The sequence below is a fragment of the Streptomyces sp. NPDC040545 genome (genome assembly GCF_055595065.1).
Window position 1 is genome coordinate 17,936 of the sequence record NZ_JBVIWA010000009.1, and the last position, 20,658, is coordinate 38,593.

The window sequence follows — 20,658 nt, forward strand, 5'->3', positions numbered from 1 at the left end:
TCGGAAGGAGCGGGGCGCGTGGCAGACCACGATCTGAGCGGGTTCGAGAAGAGCACGTTCACCCATGACGGTGCCACCCGCCGGATCCTGCGCCGGGGCACGGGCCCCGCGGTGATCGTCATGGCGGAGATCCCGGGCATCACGCCCAAGGTCATCGAGTTCGCCGAGCACGTCGCGGCGGCCGGCTGTACGGCCGTACTCCCGGTGCTCTTCGGCGAACCCGGCCGTGACGCGGATTTCGGCGCGGTCGGCCGGTCGAGCGCCGCCCGCTACATGGCCTCGTCGCTGTGGCGGGTGTGCGTGAGCCGCGAGTTCACGCTGCTGGCCACGGGGCGCAGTTCGCGCGTCGTACGGTGGCTGCGCGCACTGGCCGCCGCCGAACACGAGCGCTGCGGCGGCCCCGGGGTAGGCGCTGTCGGGATGTGCCTGACCGGCGGATTCGCGCTGGCGATGGCCACGGACGAGCGCCTCGTCGCCCCGGTGCTCTCCCAGCCGTCGCTCCCGCTGGCCTGCACCGCGAGCCGCGCGGGCGCCATCGACATCAGCCCCGAGGACCTCGCGGTCGTCCGCGGTCGCTGCGAGCGCGAGGGGCTCCAGGTGCTCGGGCTGCGCTTCCGGGGCGACCGCCTTGTCCCCGGCGACCGGTTCGCCCACCTCCGGCGGGAACTGGGTGACGCCTTCGTCGCCGTCGAGCTGGACGCGAGCGCGGCCAACCCGCAGAGCGCCCTCGCGCCGCACTCGGTCCTGACGGAACACCTCATCGACGAACCGGGACAGCCCACCCGGCAGGCCCTCGACACCGTCCTCGACCTGTTCCGCGCCCGGCTGCTCGGGGAACGGCCCGCTCCTGCCGTGTGACCGCCCCGCGCCGCGCCGCTCCAGCTCTCCTCCCGGGTGATGACGGCGTCGATCTCCACTTCGACGAGCCGGTCGGGACCGGTGAAGCGGGACACCTCGTCTCTTCGTGCTGCCAGGGGCGTGACTGACGAGGCGTCACGCCCCTGGGCGCGTTGCGTGGACCGGTGGCCTACCGAGTGGCAATCTGGGTGATATCGCCGCAAATATCCACGTTTCTGAACTGTCCGTACGTGCGCCGTGCCGTGCCTTCCGCTTCCCAGGTCGGTCCAGTGGTTTATATATGTCGGTCACCGACGTATGGTGGGGTCTGAAGATCCTTCCCGGCGGCAGCCGCTCCTGTCTGCCGCCGGGGATTCACGTTGCGATGGAGACGGAGTGCTCATGGCCACCAGGAAGAACCTCACCGCGAACCGGGAATCCCTCGTCCACAAGGTCCGCTACGCCGCGAGCCGTCCGCACCGCATCGCCCCGTACCTGAAGCGGGCCGCCCGCGACCGCTGGCTGGCTTTCAGGCACCCCGACCACGTCAGCTACTACCGGGCCGTGATGGCCTCGGACACCCGCCGCAACCCCGAGGCCGCGGTCGGCAGCCAGACCCACGAACGCTGGCTCGCGCTCGGGCAGATGCAGTTCGACTACCTCCTCGCGCACGGACTGAAGCCCGGGGCGCGCATGCTGGACATCGGCTGCGGCAACCTCCGCGCCGGCTGGCGGTTCATCGACTACCTCGACGCGGGCCACTACTACGGCATCGACATCTCGCCCGACATCCTCATCGCCGCGAAGCGGACACTGACCGAGCGGGGGCTCCAGGCCAAGGTCCCGCACCTGACCCTCACCCGGAACCTGACGCTGGACTTCCTTCCCGACGGCTACTTCGACGTCGTCCACGCCCACAGCGTCTTCTCGCACTCGCCGATCGACGTCATCGACGAGTGCTTCGCCCACGTGGGCCGGGTCCTGGCGCCCGGGGGCCATTTCGACTTCACCTTCGACCGCACCACCGGCACCGAACACCAGGTGCTGCGCGAGGACTTCTACTACCGCACCCAGACCCTCGTCGACCTCGCCGCCGGCCACGGGCTGTCCGCACGCTTCATGGAGGACTGGGAGGAACTCGGCCACGGCCAGTCCAAGATCCGCGTCAGCGTCGCCGGATCCGGCGTCGACGCCGAGGTCTGACCCCGTCGGCTCAGGCGTGGCCGGCCGTATCCGTGTGCCTGCGGCGCCACCGGCGCACGGCCAGGCCCGTGGACGCGAGCAGGACCAGGCACGGCAGCGCGGTGTCCTCGCCCACCACCCCCGCGAAGTGGCCCAGGACCAGGAACGGCGCCGCGGCCAGGGCGAACTGGCCCGGCGTGCGGATCCCCGACAGGGCCGGACGGCCCGACAGGGCCAGGGCGGCCGCCACGGTCGCCGCGAAGCGCCACAGCACGATCATGCCGATCCCGCCCGCGTCGAGCAGAGCGAGGAGCACCACGGACAGCGGCGCCCAGAGCAGCAGCGCCACCAGCCCCGTCGTGGTCCTGATCCGGCACGGCGGATGCAGGTCCGCAGGGCAGAGCAGCGGGAGCGCGGCGATCGCCAACGGCGGGACCAGGTAGGCCAGGTGCTCGAGCGGCATCTCCAGGGCGCCCGGCAGCACGGCGATGACGAAACACACCGTGCTTCCCGCGACGCCGGCGAACGCGGCCCGCGCACCGGCGGCGAAGCGCCCGCTCAGCGCCACCACGGCGCCGATGAAGGTCAGCAGGCAGAAGGCGTTCATCGCATACCCGAGCGGAGTCCCGAAGTCGGGGCGACCGGTGACGTACGCGCGGTTGAGGGCCGAGGCGAGCAGGAAAGCGGCATGCGCGCCGGTGGCGGCCAGCGCGAAGGGCGCCGCCGCGGCGAGGAGACGCCCGCCGCGCTGCGCCGAACCCACCCCCAGGCGAAGCCGCAGCGCGTGCGCCACGATGTCCCCGGCTTCCCGGAGCCGGGTGAGCGGCCCTGCGTCCTCGGTCGCCTCCCGGTAGGCCTCGGCTATTTCGTCGCCGAAGGCCCGGCGGAAGCCGGCCGGGTACAGGCGCAGCAGACGGCGGTTCACGCCGTGGCCGTCTCGCCGGAGACGCCCAGGCGGCGCGTCGCCTCGCGTGCGGTGGCGGCGATCCGCTGCGCCTCGGCGGCCAGGCTCCGGCGCCCTTCGGCGGTGAGGCTGTAGGTGCGGCGCAGCCGGCTGTCGACGATCTGCTCTTCGTGGACCTCGATCAGTCCCTGACCCAGCAGCCGCTCCAGGGCCCCGTACAGGGTGCCGGTCCGCATCTTGACGCGTCCGCCCGAGATCAGCTCCACCTCGCGCGCGATCGCGTAACCGTGGCGGGGCTCGTCCGCGAGCGCGGTCAGGAGGAGGAGGGTCGGTTCCTGCATCGCACGATCACTCATGCCTGCATGGTAGGTCATCCACCGGCATATGCCGCCCAGTAGGGCGCGCGCCGGTCTCCGGGGGTCGCTCCCCGCCGTGGCTCGGCGGAGAGCGACCCCCGGGACCGGGGCCCGCGGTGGCGGTCAGCCGCGGAAGGCCTCCGTGCGGGTCGGCGAGGCCTCGGAGAGGGCCTTGGTGACCGCGTCGACGCCTTCCCGCAGGCCGTAGACGGGGGTGTCGGGCTGCTGGCGCCAGGAGTCGTCGAGGCCGCCCGCGTCGACCGTGTCGAAGCCGAGCTCCTCGATCAGGGCGCGTACGGTCTTCTTCGCCGCGGCGTCGTCGCCCGCGACGGGCAGGGCCATCCGGTCCGGGGCGCCCGCCGGGCGGTGCCGGTCGAGGATGTCCTGGGCGTAGGTGCCGTTGAAGGCCTTGATGACGGGGTGTCCGAGGTGCCGCTCGGTCCACCGGCTCTCGGTGAGCCCCTCGTCCTCGACGCCCGCGATCCGGCCGTCGCGCTGGCGCGGGTAGTAGTTGCCGGTGTCGATGACCGCGAAGCCCTCGGCGGCCTCGTCGAAGAGGCCCGCCGGCAGGTCCGGCACCTTGTTGAAGGGGATCGTGACCACGACGATCTCGGCGCCGCGCGCCGCCTGCGCCACGGTGACGGGGGTGGCGCCGGTCTCCTCGGCCAGCGCGGCCAGGGTCTCGGGGCCGCGCGAGTTCGCCACGGAGACGTCGTGGCCGAGGGCCGTGAGCCGACGGGTGAGGTTGCCGCCGATGTTGCCCGCGCCGATGATGCCGATCTTCATGAGCTCTCCAGTGCATCCGGGATCAGTGTCGCGTCCGCACCAACCCCCGCCCCGGGTGCGGCATTCCGCCCTGCGGCGATCTTCGCCCGGTTGAGCGATGCGATCGCGCCGCCGTACGAGGCCGTTCGGCGCGCGGCCGGGCCCCTGACGGGCACGGTACGGCCGGAGGCGTGACTTTTCGGCCATTTCTCGCATTCCGCGAAACCGGAGGGGACCCGGACCGCGTCGGTCGGTGCAGCCACTCAGCACGAGGAAAGGCTCAGCAGATGTCCAAGCTCTCGGCCGGCCGAACCGCCTCCCTCACCCTCGCGGCCACCGCCGTGCTCACCCTCGCCCTCGTCACCGGCGCCTCCGCGAACGGACCGGCGACGGGGGAGCCGGCGCGGGCCGCCGCCCCGGCCCCGTCCGTCTCGGGCAGCCCCGAGGGGGCCTTCACCCGGATCGCCGACTTCTACGGCTCCTACATCGACGCGGTGTACGACGGCGACGGGCCCACCGCGGACCGCCTGCGCGCCTTCTACCTCGCGGAGCCGCTCCAGGCGGAGTTGAGGAGGTGGGAGGAGGCGAACCACGCGGACGGCGTGCTCCGCGCGCAGAACGTGCCGCTCAAGTGGAAGGTCACCTCCACCGGCAGCGGAACGGGACGGACGAACGCCACTGTCACGCTGACCTGGGGCGGCGACACGACGCAGGTCTACGTCCAGGCCGACCTGGCCACCCGCAAGATCGTCTCCATCCGGGACTGACCGACCCCGCGGCTGGTCCTGCACCCCCGCGCGGCATCACGGCAACCGTGCCGAGCGGCTGCGGGGCCTTCCGCAGCCGGGGACCCGGGCGTGAGCGGGGGCAGCCCGCCGGTCAGGAGATCGCGTACCACTGGCTCGCCCAGCCGGTGTTGATGGTGCTCGTGGACTGCTCGGCGAGGTTCACCGTGGGCGGCAGCGAGGTCTGACCGGTGAGCAGGGTGCTGTACCGGAGGTTCGGCGGTGCCAGACCCGCGTTGACCGAGATGCCGGCGCCGGTGGACTTCAGGGTGAGGCCGTTGGTCGCCCAAGTGCCGTTGAGCAGCAGCGCGATGAAGTAGGTCCCGGGAGCAGCGGTGAAGGGCTTGCCGAGGGCGAACGGCTTGGCGATCGCGTCGGTCATCAGCTGGGGAGAGATGTCCGGGGTCGCCCCGACGAGGGCGCCCTTGGCGTCGTACACGCCGAGATAGCAGTTGGCGAGCTGGGCGTTCGGGTCGATGCCGGCCAGGCCCAGCCAGACGTTCGACCAGGTGATCTGCTCGCGCAGGACGATCCGTACCAGGGTGACCCGACCGCCGACCCCGGCCGACGTCTGGGCGGTGACGTGCCCCGCGTCATTGGGATCCCCGGTCCACGCAAGCAGGTTCTGGTCCTGCGGCCGGGGTCCCTCGAAGCCGGACCCGCCACCGCTCTGCGCGGGCACGGAGGCCACGGAGCTCGACGCCGCGGGCCGGCTGTCTCCCGGCGCGGTACAGCCGGCGAGGACGAGCAGCGCGGCGAGCGCGGTCACGAGACCGGTCGTGGCGGTGGTGGTGCGGGTGCGCATGGTCCCCCCATGAGGTGCGGGTCTGTCGACGGACATGATCACACGCCCATGTGCAGTGAGGGTGCGCCGGCGTTCGCAGGGGCTTCGGTGGGCTTCGGTGGGCTTCGGTGGGCTTCGGTGGGTCCGTATCGACCCAATGGCCGGGGATGACCCGGCTCGTCCCCTGAACCGACCCTGCGGGCTTCCTTAAGGGAACTTGAAGAACCCCTCCAGCGCGCGGATTTCACTGATCGCAACCCTAGGCTCGGTCGCACCCCACCCCCCTTTCCCTCTGTGAGGTGCTACAGGCATGAGCAGCCGAACTCCCGCAACGCCGTCCCGCGTCGAGGCGCGTCGGAAGAAGGCGATGCGCACGCGCATCGTCCTGTCCCTCACCGCGGCCGCCGCGGCGGTGGCGGTCGGCGTCGCCGTTGCCGATTCCGGCGGCGGTACGCAGGTGGACCAGCGGGCCGACGGCGCCACCGGGGCGAAGTCCGGGACGCCGACCCCGGCGGACACGGCCGCGGCTGCGAGCCCCACCGCTCCGCTTCCCGAGGTCACCGCCGATGCCGCGGCCGCCACGGGCTCGCTGCCGCCCGGGACGCCGGCGCCCGAAGGCACGGAGTCCGCGGCTCCGGCCAAGCCCGCGGCGGAGGAGGACGCTCCTGCCAAGTCCACCCCGGCCGGCAAGCCCGCGCGTACGTCCGGCGGGAGCACCGGCGGCGGCTCCGGTACGTCCGGCGGGTCCGGCGGTTCCGGGGGCTCGTCAGGCGGTTCCTCCGGCGGTTCGTCCGGCGGTTCCGGGAGCTCCTCCGGCGGCTCCGAATCCGCGGTCCTCGCCCTCGTCAACAAGGAGCGGGCCACGGCCGGCTGCGGCCCCCTGACCGTGAACGCCAAGCTGAGCGCCGCGGCCCGCGCGTACAGCGACACCATGGCCCGCAGCGGCGTCATGTCCCACACCGGACCCGACGGCTCCACCATGACCAGCCGCGTGGAGGCCGCCGGCTACGGGTGGTCCCGCCTCGGCGAGAACATAGCCCGCGGCCAGTCGGACGCCGACGCGGTCATGAAGTCGTGGATGAACAGCTCCGGCCACCGGGCCAACATCCTCAACTGCTCCTTCAAGGAGATCGGCATCGGCGTCCACAAGGGCGACGGCGGCCCGTGGTGGACACAGGACTTCGGAACGTCCAAGTAGGAACTCTCCCCCGCCCCGCACACCGGCCACCTCCCACCGGCTGCCGGGGCGCACACGTCCTGCGACCCGGACACGGGTCGCAGGACGTCCGTGCGTGTGCCCACGGCACCGCCGGGCGGCGGCGTTCCGTCGCGCCGATGCGGGGGAGCCGGTGACGCCCCGCCCGGCCCGTCGGCCACTATGGGGCCGTGCCTCGATTTCCGCGCTACCTGTTCATATGGCTGTCGTGCACGGCCACCAGCGTGACGGTCGTGCTCGCCACGGTCCAGTTCGTGGTCGGCTCCACCCGCCATACGCCTCCGGTGGCCCGGTCCGCCCCCATGGTCTTCGACTCGCCGCCGGCGTGGCCGGCGGTGCAGGACCCGTCGCCGGGCCCGCCCTCCCCGACCGCCTCCGCCTCCCCGAGCCCCTCGCCCACCGTGACCGAGGCTCCGACCCCCGCGGCTCCCTCCTCCCCGCCCGCGAAGCCCTCGCCGGCCGCCCGCACCACCGCCCCCAAACCCGGCGTCGACTGCGGGAACGGCGGACCGGGCCTGCACACCGTCCCCTCGCAGGGCGGCAAGGTCACGGTGCGGTACGGGAGCCACGGCGTGTGTCTGATCTCCGCGGTCCCGAGCCGCGGCTTCAAGGCCAGCACGGCCCAGACCGACGACGACACCCTGACGGTCACGTTCAGCGGCTCGGACCACCGGTCGGTCATCACCGCGACGATCGACCCGATGGCCAAGGCCAGCGTCCGCGAGACGTCCTTCTGAGAGCCTGCCGGGCCGGTCGGCCGGCCCCGCCGACCGGCCCGGCCGCAGCGGCGTGACCGCTTCGGCCGATCCGCACCGCTCGATCCGCACCGCTCGGTCCCTCCTGACCCCTTTCGCGGGATTCACCTCCCCTTGTGGCCTCGTCGAACGGGCCCCGGTGAAGCGGAAGGTGAGCTATTCCTTAGGGGAACCTCAAGATCCCGCTCAGGCGCTTCGCAGGGCCCGCCGCGGTCCTATGCTCACGTCAGCCGACCGGCCTCCGGCGCCCGGGCACACCGCCCCGGCGAACCGCGGTGCCCGCCGGCTTCACCGAGTCGGGAGGCTTCTCGCCCTTCCCGTAGTTCTCAGCGCGCCTTGGGGTGTCTTCGCCATGACTTCTCGCATACTCCGACCCGTCCGTGCCGGCCACGCCGCGCGGCCCCGCTCCGCCGCCGCTCCCCTGGGTGTCCGGCTGCCGCTCGCCGCCGCGGCCGTCGTCGCGGCGGGTCTGTGCGCCGCCTGCGGGCCGTCCTCCGAGACCACCGGCTCCGCCTCGCCCACCACCGCCGGACCGTCCACGCAGGTCCTCGCCGCCGCCACGCCGTCGGCCTCCGAGTCCACCGAGGCCTCCCCGAGCGCTTCGGCCTCGCCGTCGGCGTCCGCCACCGCGCAGGCCTCCTCCTCGCCGACCCCCTCCCGGACCCAGAGCGGTCCGGCCGCCCCCAAGCCGGCCCGTACGTCCGCCGCGCCCGCCCCGGCCCGGGTCCCCGGCCCCGGCTACGACAGCTCGGCCGACGCGCAGAAGCAGATCGACGCCGCACTGGCCGCGGCCAAGGCCGACGGGAGGATGGTGCTGCTCGACTTCGGGGCCAACTGGTGCGGCAACTGCAAGGCCGCCGACAAGGTGTTCGCCCAGCCGCAGACGGCGGCGATCCTCGGAGCCTCGTACCACCTGGTCAAGATCGACATCGGCGGCAACAGCTCCGCCAACTCCGCGCTCCTGCGCAAGTACAGCCCCTCGGGCGGCACCTACACGATGCCCGTACTCATCGTCGTCAACTCGTCCGGCAAGGTGCGCACCGACACCCATGCCACGGGCAACCCCTCCCTCACGGCGGAGGGGATCAACGCCTTCCTGCGCAAGTGGGCCTCGTGAGACCAGCGGACCCGAGCCGGGTCCAGTTGCGTACCACGACCCTGGCCGGAGCCGCCCTCGTGGCGGCCGCGGCCGGGTGTGTCTTCGCCGCGGTCGGCACGGTCGCCGCCGACGGCAGCCGCGCCGAGGCCGCGGCCGGACCGGCGACCGCGGTCAGGGCCGTGGTCGCCCCCGCGGCCGAGGCCAAGGTCATCGACCCCGCCGACCGGCCCGCCGCGCCCGCGCTGGCGGGCGACGACCTCGAGGGGAATCCCGTCGCCCTCGACGGCTTCCGCGGGCAGGTCGTCGTGCTCAACGTCTGGGGGTCCTGGTGCGGCCCCTGCCGGGCGGAGGCCGACGACCTGGCGCGGCTGGACCGGCAGACCCGGGACCGAGGCGTCCGGTTCCTCGGGATCAACACCCGCGACCCGGACCGCGCCGCGGCCCGGTCCTTCGTACGCGCGCACGGCCTCGGCTTCCCCAGCCTCCACGACCCCACCGGCGAGCTCCTGCTCCGCTTTCCCCCCGCTCTCCTCAACCCGCAGGCGATCCCCTCGACCCTCGTGATCGACCGCCGCGGACGCATCGCCGTCAGCATCGGCGGCGCGGTCACCGGGGACGAACTGAGCCCGCTGCTGGCCCGAGTGACGGAGGAGGCGTCATGACGGCGGGCCTGGCGCTCGCCGCGGACACCCCCTCCCTGCTCCACGGGACCCTGGCCGTCGCCGCTCCGGTGGCGTTCCTCGCAGGACTCGTCTCCTTCCTCTCGCCGTGCGTGCTGCCGCTCGTACCGGGCTACCTCAGCTACGTGACCAGCCTGTCGGTCTCCGACCTGGCGGAGGCCCGCGGCGGGCGCCGCAGCCGCATGGCGGCCGGCGCGCTGCTCTTCGTCCTCGGTTTCACGGCGGTCCTCGTCTCCGGGGGCGCGCTGTTCGGGTACTTCGGCCGCACCCTGCTGGCCCACCAGGAGGTGGTCACCCAGGTGCTCGGTGTCTTCACCGTGCTGATGGGGCTGTCCTTCATGGGATTCCTGCCGGGATTCACCCAACGGGAGTTCCGCAGCCACCGGCGTCCCGCCCTCGGGCTGGCCGGAGCCCCCGTGCTGGGCGCGGTGTTCGCGGTCGGCTGGACCCCCTGCATCGGCCCGACGCTGGCCGCCGTACAGGCGCTCGCCTGGAGCGAGGCCGGCGCGGCCCGCGGGGCGCTGCTGATGGCGGCCTACTGTCTGGGCCTGGGGCTGCCGTTCGTCCTGGCGGCGCTGGCCTTCCGGCGGGCCCTGGGCGCCTTCGGCCTGGTCAAACGCCACTACCCCTGGGTCCTGCGGATCGGCGGCGGGATGCTCGTGCTCGTCGGCGTCCTGCTGGCCACCGGGGTGTGGAACGACCTCGTGTACCGGCTGCAGTTGTGGAGCGCGGACTTCACCACCGCCGTGTGAGCGGTCCCCCGCGGGCCCGCCCCGAACACCCGAGAAACGATTCGTTTTCCCACACAAGAGGCACGGATACCCAGATGAACGCTTTCCCGCCCAAGAGGCGTACCCGGACGGCCCGGACCGCGGCCGCCCTCCTCTCCCTGGCCGCGCTCACGGCCTGCGGCGACCGGTCCGCCGAGGACGCCGCCGGCGCCGCGGCCGCCGCGCCGCCGCCCACCACCAGCTTCACCGAGAACGGAGTCACCGTCACCCTCTCGGTGGCCGACTGGCACGCGCCGAAGGGCACGCTGACCGCCGTCTTCACCCCCGAGAAGAAGGGCTTCCACCTGTACAGCACCGAACTGCCGCTCACCGGCGTGGAAGGCGTGGGGCGGCCGACCGCGGTGGACGTCACCGGGGTCCTCAAGGCCGACGGGAAGCTGACGGCCGCCGCCGGGGTACGGAACATCAGCGTGCCCGGCGTCGACGCCCCGATGCCCGTCTACCCGGACGGCCCCGTCACCACCAGCCTGCCCATCCGCGCCGACGGCAACGGCGACGCGACGGTGCTGCTCGGCTACGCGAGCTGCAGCGCGAAGGAGGGCTGCACCATTCCGGTCGCCGACCACCCCGTACACCTGCGCCTCACCGACGGCGGCCCCACGTTCGACTCCCGCTGAAAGGTGCGTGGACCGAACCCCTAAGGTGTGCCCATGCCCAGCGTCCTGGTCGTGGAAGACGACCCCAGCATCCGCCAGTCACTCATCGAGGTCCTGGCGGAGCACGGGTATGCCGTACGCAGCGTGGGCGACGGATTCGGCGCCCTGCGCGAGGTCACCCAGACTCCCGTCGACGCCGTCGTCCTCGACCTCGGCCTGCCCGATCTGGACGGGGGAGACGCACTGCGCATGATCCGGGGCATATCCTCCGTCCCCGTCCTGGTGGCCACCGCCCGCGACGACGAGGCCGAAATCATCAAGCTCCTCAACGCCGGCGCCGACGACTACCTGGTCAAGCCCTTCTCCGGAGGACAGCTCATAGCCCGCCTCTCCGCCGTCCTGCGGCGCACCAGCCACGTGCCCCCCGCGGGCGCCCCCCACACCGGGCCGGGAGCACGGCCGGCCCCGGCCGCCGACCCGCTGGGCGCCACCACCGTGGGCGAGCTGGCGGTGGACCCCGGGGCGCGTACCGCGTACCTGGCCGGCCGGGAGCTCCACCTCACCCGGCGGGAGTTCGACCTGCTGGCCTTCCTCGCCCACCACACCGGCCAGGTCGTCTCCAAACGCCGGCTGCTGACCGAGGTCTGGCGCGAGCCGTACGTCGACGACCAGACCGTCGACGTGCACCTGTCGTCGCTGCGCCGCAAGCTCGGCGAACGCGCGGCGGCCCCGCGCTACCTGCTGACGGTCCGCGGCGTCGGCATCAAACTGGTGGCCCCCCGGTGAGACGCTCCCTGGCGGGAGTCGCGCTCGCCGTGACGTCCATGGTCGCCCTCTCCTTCCTCATACCCCTGGGCGCACTGGTGATGTCACTGGTCAAGGAGCAGAGCGTCACCGCGGCCGAGCAGCGCGCCGCGGCCCTCGCACCCGTCCTCACCCTCACCACGGATCCGTCCGCGCTGCGGGAATCCGCCGCCGGACTCGACGAGGCCGAGCACCTCGTCATCCATCTCCCCGACGCCCAGAGCCTCGGCGACTCCCAGGCCCCCGTGAAACTGCTCGAACGGGCCCAGCAGGGACGCGAGGCCATCTCCCAGAAGACCCCCGGCGGTTGGATCTGCCTGCAGCCCGTGGTGCTCCCCGGCGACCGGGTCGCCGTCATCGAGAACTTCGTCCCCGACGAGGAACTGACCCGTGGGGTCAAGGCCTCCTGGGCGGTCATGCTCCTGCTCGCGGTCGGCCTGGTCGGGGGCTCGGTGCTGGTCGCCGACCGGCTCGGAGCCAAGGTCGTCCGGTCCTCCAAGAAGCTCGCCCAGGCCTCGCACACCCTCGGTCAGGGCAATCTGGACACCCGGGTGGAGCCCATGGGCCCCAAGGAACTGCGCGACGCCGGCGTCGCCTTCAACGCCATGGCCCACCGCATGACGGAACTGCTCGCCATCGAGCGCGAACTGGTCGCCGACCTGTCCCACCGGCTGCGCACCCCGCTGACCGCCCTGCACCTGGCATCGGAGCGGATGGCCGGCACACCGGAGTCGGCGAGGGTCGAGGCGGCGGTGCACGCGCTGGAGTCGGAACTCCAGGCCATCATCACCGCGGCGCGGACACCGCTCGCTGTGGGCCCGATGGGCCACGGCATGCGCAGCGCGGAAACGAGTACGGGCCGGCAGGCGACCGGGACGGGGCCGTCGTCCGAGTGCCCCCGGTGCGAGGCCGCCGATGTCGTGCGGCGAAGGACCGCCTTCTGGGCGGTCCTGGCGGAGCAGCAGAACCGCCCCTGCTCCCTCGACCTCACCCAGGAGCCCACGGCCGTCAGCCTCAGCGACGACGACATCGCCGCGGTGGTGGACGCGCTCATCGGCAACGTCTTCAGCCACACCCCGCCCGGCACCGCGTTCGGGGTCCGCGTCGCCCGTACCGCCCAGGCCGTGGAACTGGTGGTGGAGGACTCCGGACCGGGCATCCCGGAACCGGACCGGGCCCTCTCCCGCGGGAGCAGCACGGGCTCCTCCGGGCTCGGCCTGGACATCGCCCGCAGGGCCGCGGCCGTCACCGGCGGCACGATGCGCATCGCGCACGGCCCGCGGGGAGGCGCGCACATCACCGTGGTCTTCGCCCTGGCACCGCCCCTGCGGCCCGAGCGCGGTCCGCGCGGCTCGCGCAGGCGTGCGCGATGGTGGCCGCGCAAGCCGTGACCGCGCACGGTCCGCCGGGCCGACGGTGAGGGGGACGAGGCGCGTGCGACGTGGCAGGATGCCGCGATGATCTTCAGCTCGGCGGTACCGCATGTCGTTCCCGCAGGCCGTATGGCCCGCTCCGAACGGCCCGTACTCGCGCTGCCCGGTGGGTGGGAGCTGCGCCCCTGGCACCCGGATGACGCCGAGGCCTTGTACGCCGCGGCCAGGACCGGGCCATGCGCCTCTGGAACCGCCTGCCGGTGAACTCACCGGGGGAAGCGGGTGCACGCCCTGGTCCGGGGCGATGTCTGATCCTGCTCCGGGCAGTCACCGCAGGGAGTGCGGACCGCGGCCCGGCCTGTCGGCCTGGAGATCACGCCTCCGGCGCTACGGCACCCCACCGGCAGCGCCCTGCCCGGGCCGCGTCTCCTGCACGGGGCGAAGGACCGGATCGATCTCCGCCAGGGCCTCGTGCAGCTGACGGGCCCCCAGGGCCGCGCGTTCGTCGCCGTCCTGCGCCAGCTCTTCGCAGAGCCGCAGTGCCTCGTCCAGGTCCGTGGAGAAGATGCTGAACACGTCGACGACCGTGGTGTGGATCCAGTCGCCGTGATTCGGGTCGGCCACCGCCAGCGCGGACGCGACGATCGACAGCCCCGCCCTGTCCTTGCGCTGAGCCTAGTCGGCGGCGGCCGGCGGCAGCAGTGCGGGGCGCTTCGCGGTGCGGCCGTCGCCGGAGGAGCGGCCGCGCAGGCGGCGGCCCAGCCAGGGGCCGAGGAACGCGGCCGCCCAGCGGAGTTCCGCCGCCACGGACGAGCCGCCCGGGGCGGCCGGCCGCGGTGGCAGCGGGTGCGTCCAGGTGTCGTCGCTGCCGGGCAGGCCGACGGCGTGGGCGAGGGCCGCGGCGATCCGCTCGTGGCCGACGGGGCTGGCGTGGAGGCGGTCCGTGGTCCACATCCGCGGGTCGGCCACGGCGGCCGGCCGGGCGGTCTCGGCCACGGCGACCCCGTGGCGGGCGGCCGCGGCGCGGATGCGGTCGTTGAGGTCGGCTATGCGCGGTGCGACGGGTCGGGCGAGGGGCACGAGCACGCTGAGGTCGGGGAAGGTCACCGTCGCCACGCGGGCCCCGGCGGCCGTGAGCGCGGCGAACATCTCCTCCAGGTGCCCGGCGACCTCCGCGGCGTCGAAGCGGGGCCGGAGGATGTCATTGACCCCGGCGACGACGGTGGCCAGGTCGGGGCGCAGGGCCAGGGCGGGGCCCAGCTGTTCGGCGCGGACCTGCCCGGCGAGACGTCCCCGGACGGCCAGGTTGGCGTACTGGAGGCCCGGGTTGACGGCGGCGAGGTGTTCGGCGAACCGGTCGGCGAAGCCGCGCAGGCCCACGGCGTCGTCCCCGTCGCCGAGGCCTTCGGTCTGACTGTCGCCCAGGGCGACGTAGCGCAGGTACTCACCGTTCGGCACGGGCCAGCCTCTCCTTCAGGATCGCCGCGCTCCGGCGGCACCAGTCGCGGTGTCCCTGCTCGAAAGCGAGGCCGCGCAGACCGGTCAGGTACCCGCCGATCCGCTCGCCGTGGAGCAGGAACTCCTCCTCGTCCAGATCGCCGCGCATCTTGCGCAGCACCCTGCCGAGCAGCTCGATCTTGGCGTCGGCGGCGACCGCCCGCGCTTCGAGCTGCGCGATCACCGGTTCGATGCCGATCCGGTCGGCGGTCTGGACCTTGACCAGCAGGTCGTCACGGATGACGGAGGACTTCAGCGGGGCCGCGGCGAACTCCTCCAGTTCGGTGCGGCCGGCCTCGGTGACCTGGAAGAGGCGCTTGTTGGGCCGGGTCTCCTGGACCACCTCGCGGCCCTCGACCAGCCCCTCCTTCTCCAGCTTGGCCAGCTCGGCGTACAGCTGCTGGGGCAGGGCGTGCCAGAAGTTCGCCACGCCGATGTCGAAGGACTTCGCCAGCTCGTAGCCGCTGAACTCGCCGTCCAGCAGCGCCGCCAGTACGGCATGTCGCAAAGCCATCGCGATCGCCCCTTCCCCTTCCTCGTCAACCCCTGCATCATACTCATGAAAGTGACTAGTCAGATTCATGAGTATGAGGAGGGGTCATGGAGACTGCCGAACGCTTCCGCGCCGCCGTGGAGAAGCGGGATCTCGCCGGGCTGGAGGACCTGTTCACCGAGGACGTCCGGCTCTACAGCCCGGTGAAGTTCACGCCCTTCGAGGGCCGGCCCATGGTCCTTGGGCTCTTCGGGGTCCTGCTGCGGGTCTTCGAGGACTTCCGCTACGTCGGCGACTTCGAGGGCGCGGCCGAGACCAGCGCCGACGGCGCGGAGGCCCCGGCGGAGGTCCTGCTCTTCCGGGCCGCGGTGGACGGCCGGGAGATCCACGGGATCGACCTGCTCCACTTCGACGAGGCGGGCCGGATCAAGGAGTTCACCGTGATGGTCCGCCCGCAGTCCGCCGTGCAGGCCCTGGGGCAGGCGGTCCTCGCCGGCCTGGTCGCCGACGGCCTCGCGTAGGCGGCCGGGCAGCGCCGCTTCCGGCGTCTGCCGCGTGGACGCCGGTGCGGGAGTGCGGACGGCCGTCGTCGCCCGTACTCCCTCGTCGTCACAGGGGGGTGTCGCTACGGAAGGTGCGGGCCGGAGACCGGACGCAGGACCAGGGTGACGAAGCCGAAGCAGTCCCGGTAGCCCCGCAGCCATTCCGCACGCCGTGCGTGGGCGGTCCGCAGCACCTCGGCGGCGTCCGGATCGGCAGGGTGGTCGAGCGCCCACGAGGCCAGCGAGCCCAGGCAGGACCACTCGTAGCCGTCCAGCTCCGCGCGTGTGCTGACATGCGCGTGCACGGGAGCCGAACATCTTTCAGCGACCGGCGGACCTCCGCTCCCAGGCCTGCGCGAACATCTCGTGCAGGGGCGCCGTCGGCAGCACCCGGCCGAAGGGGGCGCGGACCGAGTTGCTCCACAGCGGGCGCACCTGGTGGGTCGCCAGCTTCACCGTCTCCAGCGGCAGGTTCGGGGCCTTCAGCTCGGTCCATTCCCCGGGCAGGAACACGGTCCGGCCCGCCCGCGCCCGCTTGGCCGCCACGACCGCGCCGGTGGCGAGGAGTTCCGCCTGGACCTCCTTGTGCCGCTTGGCGGTCCAGCCGTTCCACCGCCGTACGTTGCGGTCGGTGGGGGAGGCCAGCGCCGCCAACTGGAGGTACAGCGCCGCCGCGTCCGCCCCGACGCCGAGCTCATCCGTCACCCGCGTGACCAGCTCAGGGCAGGACTGCCGCGGATCCGCCTCGTACGCACCGGCCGGCACCGGTCCGGAGCGGGCCCGCAGCATCATCCGCTCCAGCCCGCCACCGGCCACCAGCGGCGCCACCCGGTCCAGCTCCTCCGCGAGGTCGGTGACCTCCCGCACCCGCCGCCACACCTCGGGGTCGGCGACCGCCGCGGGCCGCAGGAACGAGGCGCCGCCGGGCGCGCACACCACCAGGGGGCCGGAGTCGTACGCGGTCACCGGGACCGCGCCCTCCTCCTCCTTCTCCTTGCGGTCGTCCATCGCCACCGGCAGCAGCCCGGGCCCGAACCGCTCCGCGATCCGCGCCGAGGTGTCCTGGACCCGGCCGCCGGGCAGCGCCAGCAGCAGCTCCGGACGCGCCAGTTCGGCCCGCAGCCGCTCGTACACGTCCATCGCGCCGGCCACCGCCATATCCCCGACGGGCCGGTCCGTCCAGCCCCACACCAGCGCGCTCGCCATGCCCTGGAGGTCGAGGCCCACCGGGGTGCGGTACGGCAGTTCGGGGCCGGCCGGGGGCAGGGCCCGGACCTCCACCCCGATGCCGTACCGGGTCGCCGCCAGCTCCCACCCGGCCGCCTCCACGGCCGCGTTCACGGTCGTGTCCACAGCGGCCTCCCAGCCGCCCGCCAGCCGCCGGGCCCACACCTCGCCGAGTCCCAGGTCGGCCTCCAGGGCGTCCGCCGCCTCGTCGTGCACGGCGGGCAGCGCCCCGAGCAGCTCCCGCCACACGCCGGCCATCCGCTCGACGGCCGCGTCGACCCCGCCCGGCCGCCACAGCTCGGCCGGGTCCTCGGGCAGGGCCGCGGCCAGGACGGCCCGCCGTCCGGCGCCGCCGAGCCGCGCGCGCAGTTCCTCGTACGCCCCGGCCGTCATCACGCTCGCCCGGTACGGGGCCTTGCACGCCAGGGCGCGGTCCTCGTCCCGGTGCGCCCGGCCGACCAGACCGGCCACCACGAGCCGGGCCACGGCCCGCCGGACACCGGTCAGTTCCGCGAAGCGTGCGGCCGCCGACTCGGGCAGCGGGACCGGTCCGTGCGCCTCGACCGCCGCCACCAGGGCCCGGAGCCGGGCGGCGTCGTCCCGCCGCACCCGGACCGGGCGGGCCTGCGCGAGGGCCGCCGGTACCGGGTCGCCGTCCGGATCCCCGGAGGCGGGCGCCACGAACCAGTACGCCGACCCGCCGGCCCGCAGCGCGGCGGACGCCACGGCGGTCCCGCCCGCCCGCAGCCCGTCCAGGGCCGTGGAGCCGGACGTCCGGCCCACCCACCACCGGCTGCCCGCACGGGCGAACGGCTGGTCGGCCCAGGTGTCGAGCAGCGCGAGCAGGGCGGCCCGGTCCGCGTCCGGGGTCGGTGCCACCGCCGCCCGCCACGCCACGGCGTCGATCGAGCCCAGCAGCTGCGACCAGTCGTGCGGCGGCGCGGGCGGCGAGAGCCGCCGCACCTCCTCCCCGATCGTCCCGGCCAGGCAGGCGCCGTCGGCGGCCAGCGCGCTCAGCGTCGCCGGCAGGGCCACGTCCGGGGTCCGCCGACGCGCGTCGTCCTCCCCGCCCGAGACCAGCCCGAACAGCGCGGGCAGCAGCTCGGTGTCCCGCGCGGACCGGCGCAGCACGACCGGCGGGGCCTCGGCGAGCAGGGACACGCGCCGGTGCAGGGCCCGCCGTCGCTCCTCCACCCGGGCCGCCCGCCCGGCCACCCTCACGACCGCCTCGACCAGTACCGGGTCGGTGACCTCCGGCAACTCCCGGGCCACGGCGGCGCGCAGCGCCTCCTCGCCGGTGAGCGAGGCCGCCAGCAGCGTCTGCGCCGTCTCCCCGCCCACACTCCGCAGCGCCCGGGACCCGGCCGCGTCCCGCGTGCGCAGCAGGTACCAGAAGGCGGGCGGCAGGGCCACGCCCGACGACACGGTGGCCTGCCGGGCCGGCCGCACCCGCGGGTGCTTGGGCGAGCGGTGCCCGTCCAGCTCCCACAGCAGGACCCCGTCGGCGGCGTACGCGCGCACGCCCGTACGGGTCTGCGCCTCGGCCAGGACCACGTCCTCCACCGCGCCCTCCGGCGCGGCCCACAGCCCCCACGGCTCCTGCCCCGGCCGGTCGATGTCGAAGCGCGCCGTCCGTCCGTCCACGCTCTCCACCAGGTAGTGGTCGGGCGCGTGGTCGCGGTGCCGGGTGCGGAACAGCACCCGGGTCCCGACCAGCCCGTCCCGGCTGCCCAGCGGGGAGCCGGACAGCCCGGCGGGCAGCGGCGCCAGCTGCAGCGCCTCCGAGGCCAGGCTCATCCCCACCTCGGACGGCTCCGCGGCGGGGTCGGCACTCGGTGCGCGGCCGGGGAAGTCCGGCAGCGGTACGGGCCCCCGCCGCTCTCCGGTGACCGGATCCACCACCTCCCACGGCTGCTTCCCGTAGATCCTGTTGCTCCAGATCCGCGAGCCGTCGCCGAGCAGCAGCTCCTCGCTGTCGATGCCCTCGGTGCCACCCGGACGCAGCACGCGCAGGCCGCTGTGGCGCCCGCCCCCGTCGGCGGACTCGAACTGGAAGCCGTACGCCCCGTCCAGGCTGCCGCCGAACGGCACGAGCCCGCCCGCCTCCGCGGGCTCGAAGGGCTCCTCGGGCCGGTCGGCCCAGACGGCGGTGTCGCAGGAGTAGGGGTTCGGCTTGAGGGTCCAGCTGACCAGGAAGGAGCCGCCCACGTAGTGCACGGCGAACAGGGTCGCCTCCTCGGGAACCGTGAACCGGCAGGAGCCCCGCTCCCCGTCCGGGGCGACGGCCACCGCCCGGTCGCGCCCGAAGACCGTCAGCACCGGCCAGGTGCAGGTCACCCCGGCCACGCCCGGCAGGGCTCCGTCGGCCGCTCCCTCCGGCGCGTCGGCCCCCGCGGACTCCGCGGACTCCGCGAACCCCGCGGACTCCGCGAACCCCGCGTACACCGACTCGAGGGCCGGCCAGGCCAGTTCCTCCGGCAGACCGGCCGCCAGCGAACGCCGCAGCGTGCCCGCCGCGCCCGCCCCGGCGAGGGCGTCCGCGATCCCGCCAAGTGCCGTCACCGTCGGCCGGTCCAGCAGGGTCTCCAGCTCGGCCAGGGCCTCCTCGGCCCCCGCCATGCCGCCGCCCCCGACCGCGCCGACGAGCTTGCCGACCCGGCCGGCCACCTCGTGGGCGATGCCCTCGTTGCCCGGCAGCAGCGTCACCGCGGACCCGGCGCGGCGCCCGCGCGCGGCCCAGTGGTCGGGGAGCAGACCGGCATGGACCGTCCCCTCCAGCCGGGGCCCGAACACCGGGTCCGCGGCCAGCGCGACGAGGTCCCGCCGGGACCGCTCGCCCCAGAACCGCATCCGGACCTCCGGGCCCGGGTCGACCACCGCGGCGCCGGCCGCCAGACACGCGTCCAGCACGTCCGCGTCGAAGCCCTGGTAGTGGTAGCGGGTGGTGTGCACCGCGACCGGGGTGCCCGCCGCCCGCAGCCGCGGCCCCAGCCGGCCGATCAGGTCGAGGAATTCCGCCGGCAGCGGCTGCCGGGACACCCCGCCGCCGGACTGCAGCGCGTACTGGTACATGCGGACGAACTGTCCGACCCAGTGCGGCAGCCCGCCCTCCGGAACGACCCGCCCGGCCGCCATGGCCTCCGTCGCCCCACAGCCGATCAGCATACGCAGCCAGGCCCCGCCGTCGGTGACCCCGGCCGGAAAGACCTCGACCAGGCCCGCCATGACGGCGTCCGCCGGCGGATGGGCCGTCAGGACCGGCTCCGCGGCGGCCAGCAGTGCCTCGGGCACCGCTTTCCCGCGGGTGACCGACAGGATCGCGCCCACCATCCGCGCGGCCTCGCCGTCCCCGTGGCCGGCCGCCTTGGCCGACGCCCGTACCCGGCGCACCAGATCCGCCGGCAGGTCCGCCCGCGAGCCCGCCCACGCGGTCAGGAACGCCTCCAGGGCCGTGTGCGCCGCCGCCGGATCGAGCGTCTCGGCGAGGAAGCGCTGATGGGCCCCGAACTCCTTGGCCGGCATGGCTCCGCCCGCCGCGAACAGCAGGGCGTTGGCCCGGTGGTAGCCAGGATCCACCGGCAGCCCGTGCTCGGCCTCGGCCGCGCGCGCCGCCGCGTAGGCCCGCCCGCCCGCGCGGCTCCCGTACCCGATCAGGCGATGGCCCACCGTGTCCCAGAACCACGGCAGGTGGGCCGGCGGCAGCCGCCGCGCCCGCGCCGTCATCGTGTCGACGAACCGGCCGGGCTTCTCCCGGGACCGGCCGAGCTCGGTGTACATGTCCTCGATCAGGTCCCGCGCGGTCCCGGCCGCACCCGGGTCGTGGGCGGCGACCCAGTCGGCGTACGTGGTCGAGGCGTGCGGACGGGAGGAGGGCACCAGGACATCGAGCGAGACGATCATGCTTCGCATCGTCGCACGGGCCACTGACACCACCGGGCCACGGCCTCCCCGCCTTCCTCTAGAGTGCTTCCG

General features: G+C 74.2%; 20 protein-coding genes and 1 pseudogene. 12 read left to right on the top strand and 9 right to left on the bottom strand.

The window, feature by feature from the left end:
* Positions 1 to 18 precede the first annotated feature (18 nt).
* Together ACZ573_RS18745 and ACZ573_RS18750 are read left to right on the top strand one after the other, a co-directional pair.
* A complete protein-coding gene (locus tag ACZ573_RS18745; RefSeq protein WP_471305173.1) occupies positions 19 to 858 on the top strand; it encodes a dienelactone hydrolase family protein in 840 nt (279 codons plus the stop codon).
* Positions 859 to 1,239: 381 nt separating this feature from the next.
* Positions 1,240 to 2,040 carry a class I SAM-dependent methyltransferase gene (locus ACZ573_RS18750; protein ID WP_471305174.1) on the top strand — a complete coding sequence of 267 codons (801 nt, stop codon included), beginning with the start codon at positions 1,240 to 1,242 and terminating at the stop codon, positions 2,038 to 2,040.
* 10 nt (positions 2,041 to 2,050) lie between these two features.
* Here the strand turns inward: ACZ573_RS18750 and ACZ573_RS18755 are convergent, their stop codons facing one another.
* From ACZ573_RS18755 to ACZ573_RS18765, 3 genes are all read right to left on the bottom strand, one after another.
* On the bottom strand, positions 2,051 to 2,944 hold the full coding sequence (locus ACZ573_RS18755) for a hypothetical protein (protein WP_471305176.1): 894 nt from the start codon (positions 2,942 to 2,944) through the stop codon (positions 2,051 to 2,053).
* Complete coding sequence (locus ACZ573_RS18760; protein WP_471305178.1) at positions 2,941 to 3,279, bottom strand: PadR family transcriptional regulator; 339 nt, start codon at positions 3,277 to 3,279, stop codon at positions 2,941 to 2,943. The genes ACZ573_RS18755 and ACZ573_RS18760 overlap by 4 nt, the downstream gene beginning before the upstream one ends.
* Positions 3,280 to 3,402: 123 nt before the next feature.
* Positions 3,403 to 4,260, bottom strand: a complete 858-nt coding sequence (locus ACZ573_RS18765) for an NADPH-dependent F420 reductase (protein ID WP_471305180.1) — start codon at positions 4,258 to 4,260, stop codon at positions 3,403 to 3,405.
* 71 nt (positions 4,261 to 4,331) lie between these two features.
* Between ACZ573_RS18765 and ACZ573_RS18770 the strand changes: the two genes are divergently transcribed.
* Positions 4,332 to 4,811: a hypothetical protein gene (locus ACZ573_RS18770; protein WP_471305182.1), complete on the top strand. Its 480-nt coding sequence runs from the start codon at positions 4,332 to 4,334 to the stop codon at positions 4,809 to 4,811.
* A gap of 112 nt (positions 4,812 to 4,923) precedes the next feature.
* On the opposite strand, the gene ACZ573_RS18775 is transcribed toward ACZ573_RS18770, so the two are convergent.
* Positions 4,924 to 5,634 (bottom strand): hypothetical protein, encoded by a 711-nt coding sequence (locus ACZ573_RS18775; RefSeq protein ID WP_471305186.1) that lies wholly within the window; start codon positions 5,632 to 5,634, stop codon positions 4,924 to 4,926.
* A gap of 289 nt (positions 5,635 to 5,923) precedes the next feature.
* On the opposite strand from ACZ573_RS18775, the gene ACZ573_RS18780 reads away from it, so the two are divergent.
* From ACZ573_RS18780 to ACZ573_RS18815, 8 genes are all read left to right on the top strand, one after another.
* Positions 5,924 to 6,811: a CAP domain-containing protein gene (locus ACZ573_RS18780; protein ID WP_471305188.1), complete on the top strand. Its 888-nt coding sequence runs from the start codon at positions 5,924 to 5,926 to the stop codon at positions 6,809 to 6,811.
* 188 nt (positions 6,812 to 6,999) lie between these two features.
* On the top strand, positions 7,000 to 7,566 hold the full coding sequence (locus ACZ573_RS18785) for a hypothetical protein (protein ID WP_471305191.1): 567 nt from the start codon (positions 7,000 to 7,002) through the stop codon (positions 7,564 to 7,566).
* 370 nt (positions 7,567 to 7,936) lie between these two features.
* Complete coding sequence (locus ACZ573_RS18790) at positions 7,937 to 8,701, top strand: thioredoxin family protein (protein WP_471305193.1); 765 nt, start codon at positions 7,937 to 7,939, stop codon at positions 8,699 to 8,701.
* 26 nt (positions 8,702 to 8,727) lie between these two features.
* Positions 8,728 to 9,345, top strand: coding sequence for a TlpA disulfide reductase family protein (locus tag ACZ573_RS18795; protein ID WP_471305195.1), 618 nt, complete (start codon positions 8,728 to 8,730; stop codon positions 9,343 to 9,345).
* Positions 9,342 to 10,115 carry a cytochrome c biogenesis CcdA family protein gene (locus tag ACZ573_RS18800; protein WP_471305198.1) on the top strand — a complete coding sequence of 258 codons (774 nt, stop codon included), beginning with the start codon at positions 9,342 to 9,344 and terminating at the stop codon, positions 10,113 to 10,115. Before ACZ573_RS18795 ends, ACZ573_RS18800 begins: the two co-directional genes overlap by 4 nt.
* A 74-nt stretch (positions 10,116 to 10,189) precedes the next feature.
* On the top strand, positions 10,190 to 10,771 hold the full coding sequence (locus ACZ573_RS18805) for a hypothetical protein (protein ID WP_471305202.1): 582 nt from the start codon (positions 10,190 to 10,192) through the stop codon (positions 10,769 to 10,771).
* A gap of 33 nt (positions 10,772 to 10,804) precedes the next feature.
* Positions 10,805 to 11,536: a response regulator transcription factor gene (locus ACZ573_RS18810; protein ID WP_471305204.1), complete on the top strand. Its 732-nt coding sequence runs from the start codon at positions 10,805 to 10,807 to the stop codon at positions 11,534 to 11,536.
* Positions 11,533 to 12,945: a sensor histidine kinase gene (locus tag ACZ573_RS18815; RefSeq protein ID WP_471305206.1), complete on the top strand. Its 1,413-nt coding sequence runs from the start codon at positions 11,533 to 11,535 to the stop codon at positions 12,943 to 12,945. The genes ACZ573_RS18810 and ACZ573_RS18815 overlap by 4 nt, the downstream gene beginning before the upstream one ends.
* A gap of 369 nt (positions 12,946 to 13,314) precedes the next feature.
* Here the strand turns inward: ACZ573_RS18815 and ACZ573_RS18820 are convergent, their stop codons facing one another.
* The 3 genes from ACZ573_RS18820 to ACZ573_RS18830 are packed head-to-tail and all read right to left on the bottom strand — an operon-like array spanning position 13,315 to position 14,938.
* A complete protein-coding gene (locus ACZ573_RS18820) occupies positions 13,315 to 13,551 on the bottom strand; it encodes a hypothetical protein (protein ID WP_471305209.1) in 237 nt (78 codons plus the stop codon).
* 51 nt (positions 13,552 to 13,602) lie between these two features.
* Positions 13,603 to 14,385, bottom strand: coding sequence for an SGNH/GDSL hydrolase family protein (locus tag ACZ573_RS18825; protein ID WP_471305211.1), 783 nt, complete (start codon positions 14,383 to 14,385; stop codon positions 13,603 to 13,605).
* Positions 14,372 to 14,938, bottom strand: coding sequence for a PadR family transcriptional regulator (locus ACZ573_RS18830; protein ID WP_471305213.1), 567 nt, complete (start codon positions 14,936 to 14,938; stop codon positions 14,372 to 14,374). Before ACZ573_RS18830 ends, ACZ573_RS18825 begins: the two co-directional genes overlap by 14 nt.
* Positions 14,939 to 15,024: 86 nt before the next feature.
* Here ACZ573_RS18830 and ACZ573_RS18835 point away from each other — a divergent pair, with 86 nt between their 5' ends.
* Positions 15,025 to 15,438, top strand: a complete 414-nt coding sequence (locus ACZ573_RS18835) for a nuclear transport factor 2 family protein (RefSeq protein WP_471305214.1) — start codon at positions 15,025 to 15,027, stop codon at positions 15,436 to 15,438.
* 104 nt (positions 15,439 to 15,542) lie between these two features.
* Here ACZ573_RS18835 and ACZ573_RS18840 read toward each other — a convergent pair.
* Together ACZ573_RS18840 and ACZ573_RS18845 are read right to left on the bottom strand one after the other, a co-directional pair.
* A pseudogene (locus ACZ573_RS18840) lies at positions 15,543 to 15,767 on the bottom strand (SAM-dependent methyltransferase); the annotation flags it as partial.
* A 13-nt stretch (positions 15,768 to 15,780) separates the two neighbouring features.
* On the bottom strand, positions 15,781 to 20,586 hold the full coding sequence (locus tag ACZ573_RS18845) for a hypothetical protein (protein WP_471305217.1): 4,806 nt from the start codon (positions 20,584 to 20,586) through the stop codon (positions 15,781 to 15,783).
* Between the last annotated feature and the right edge of the window lie 72 nt (positions 20,587 to 20,658).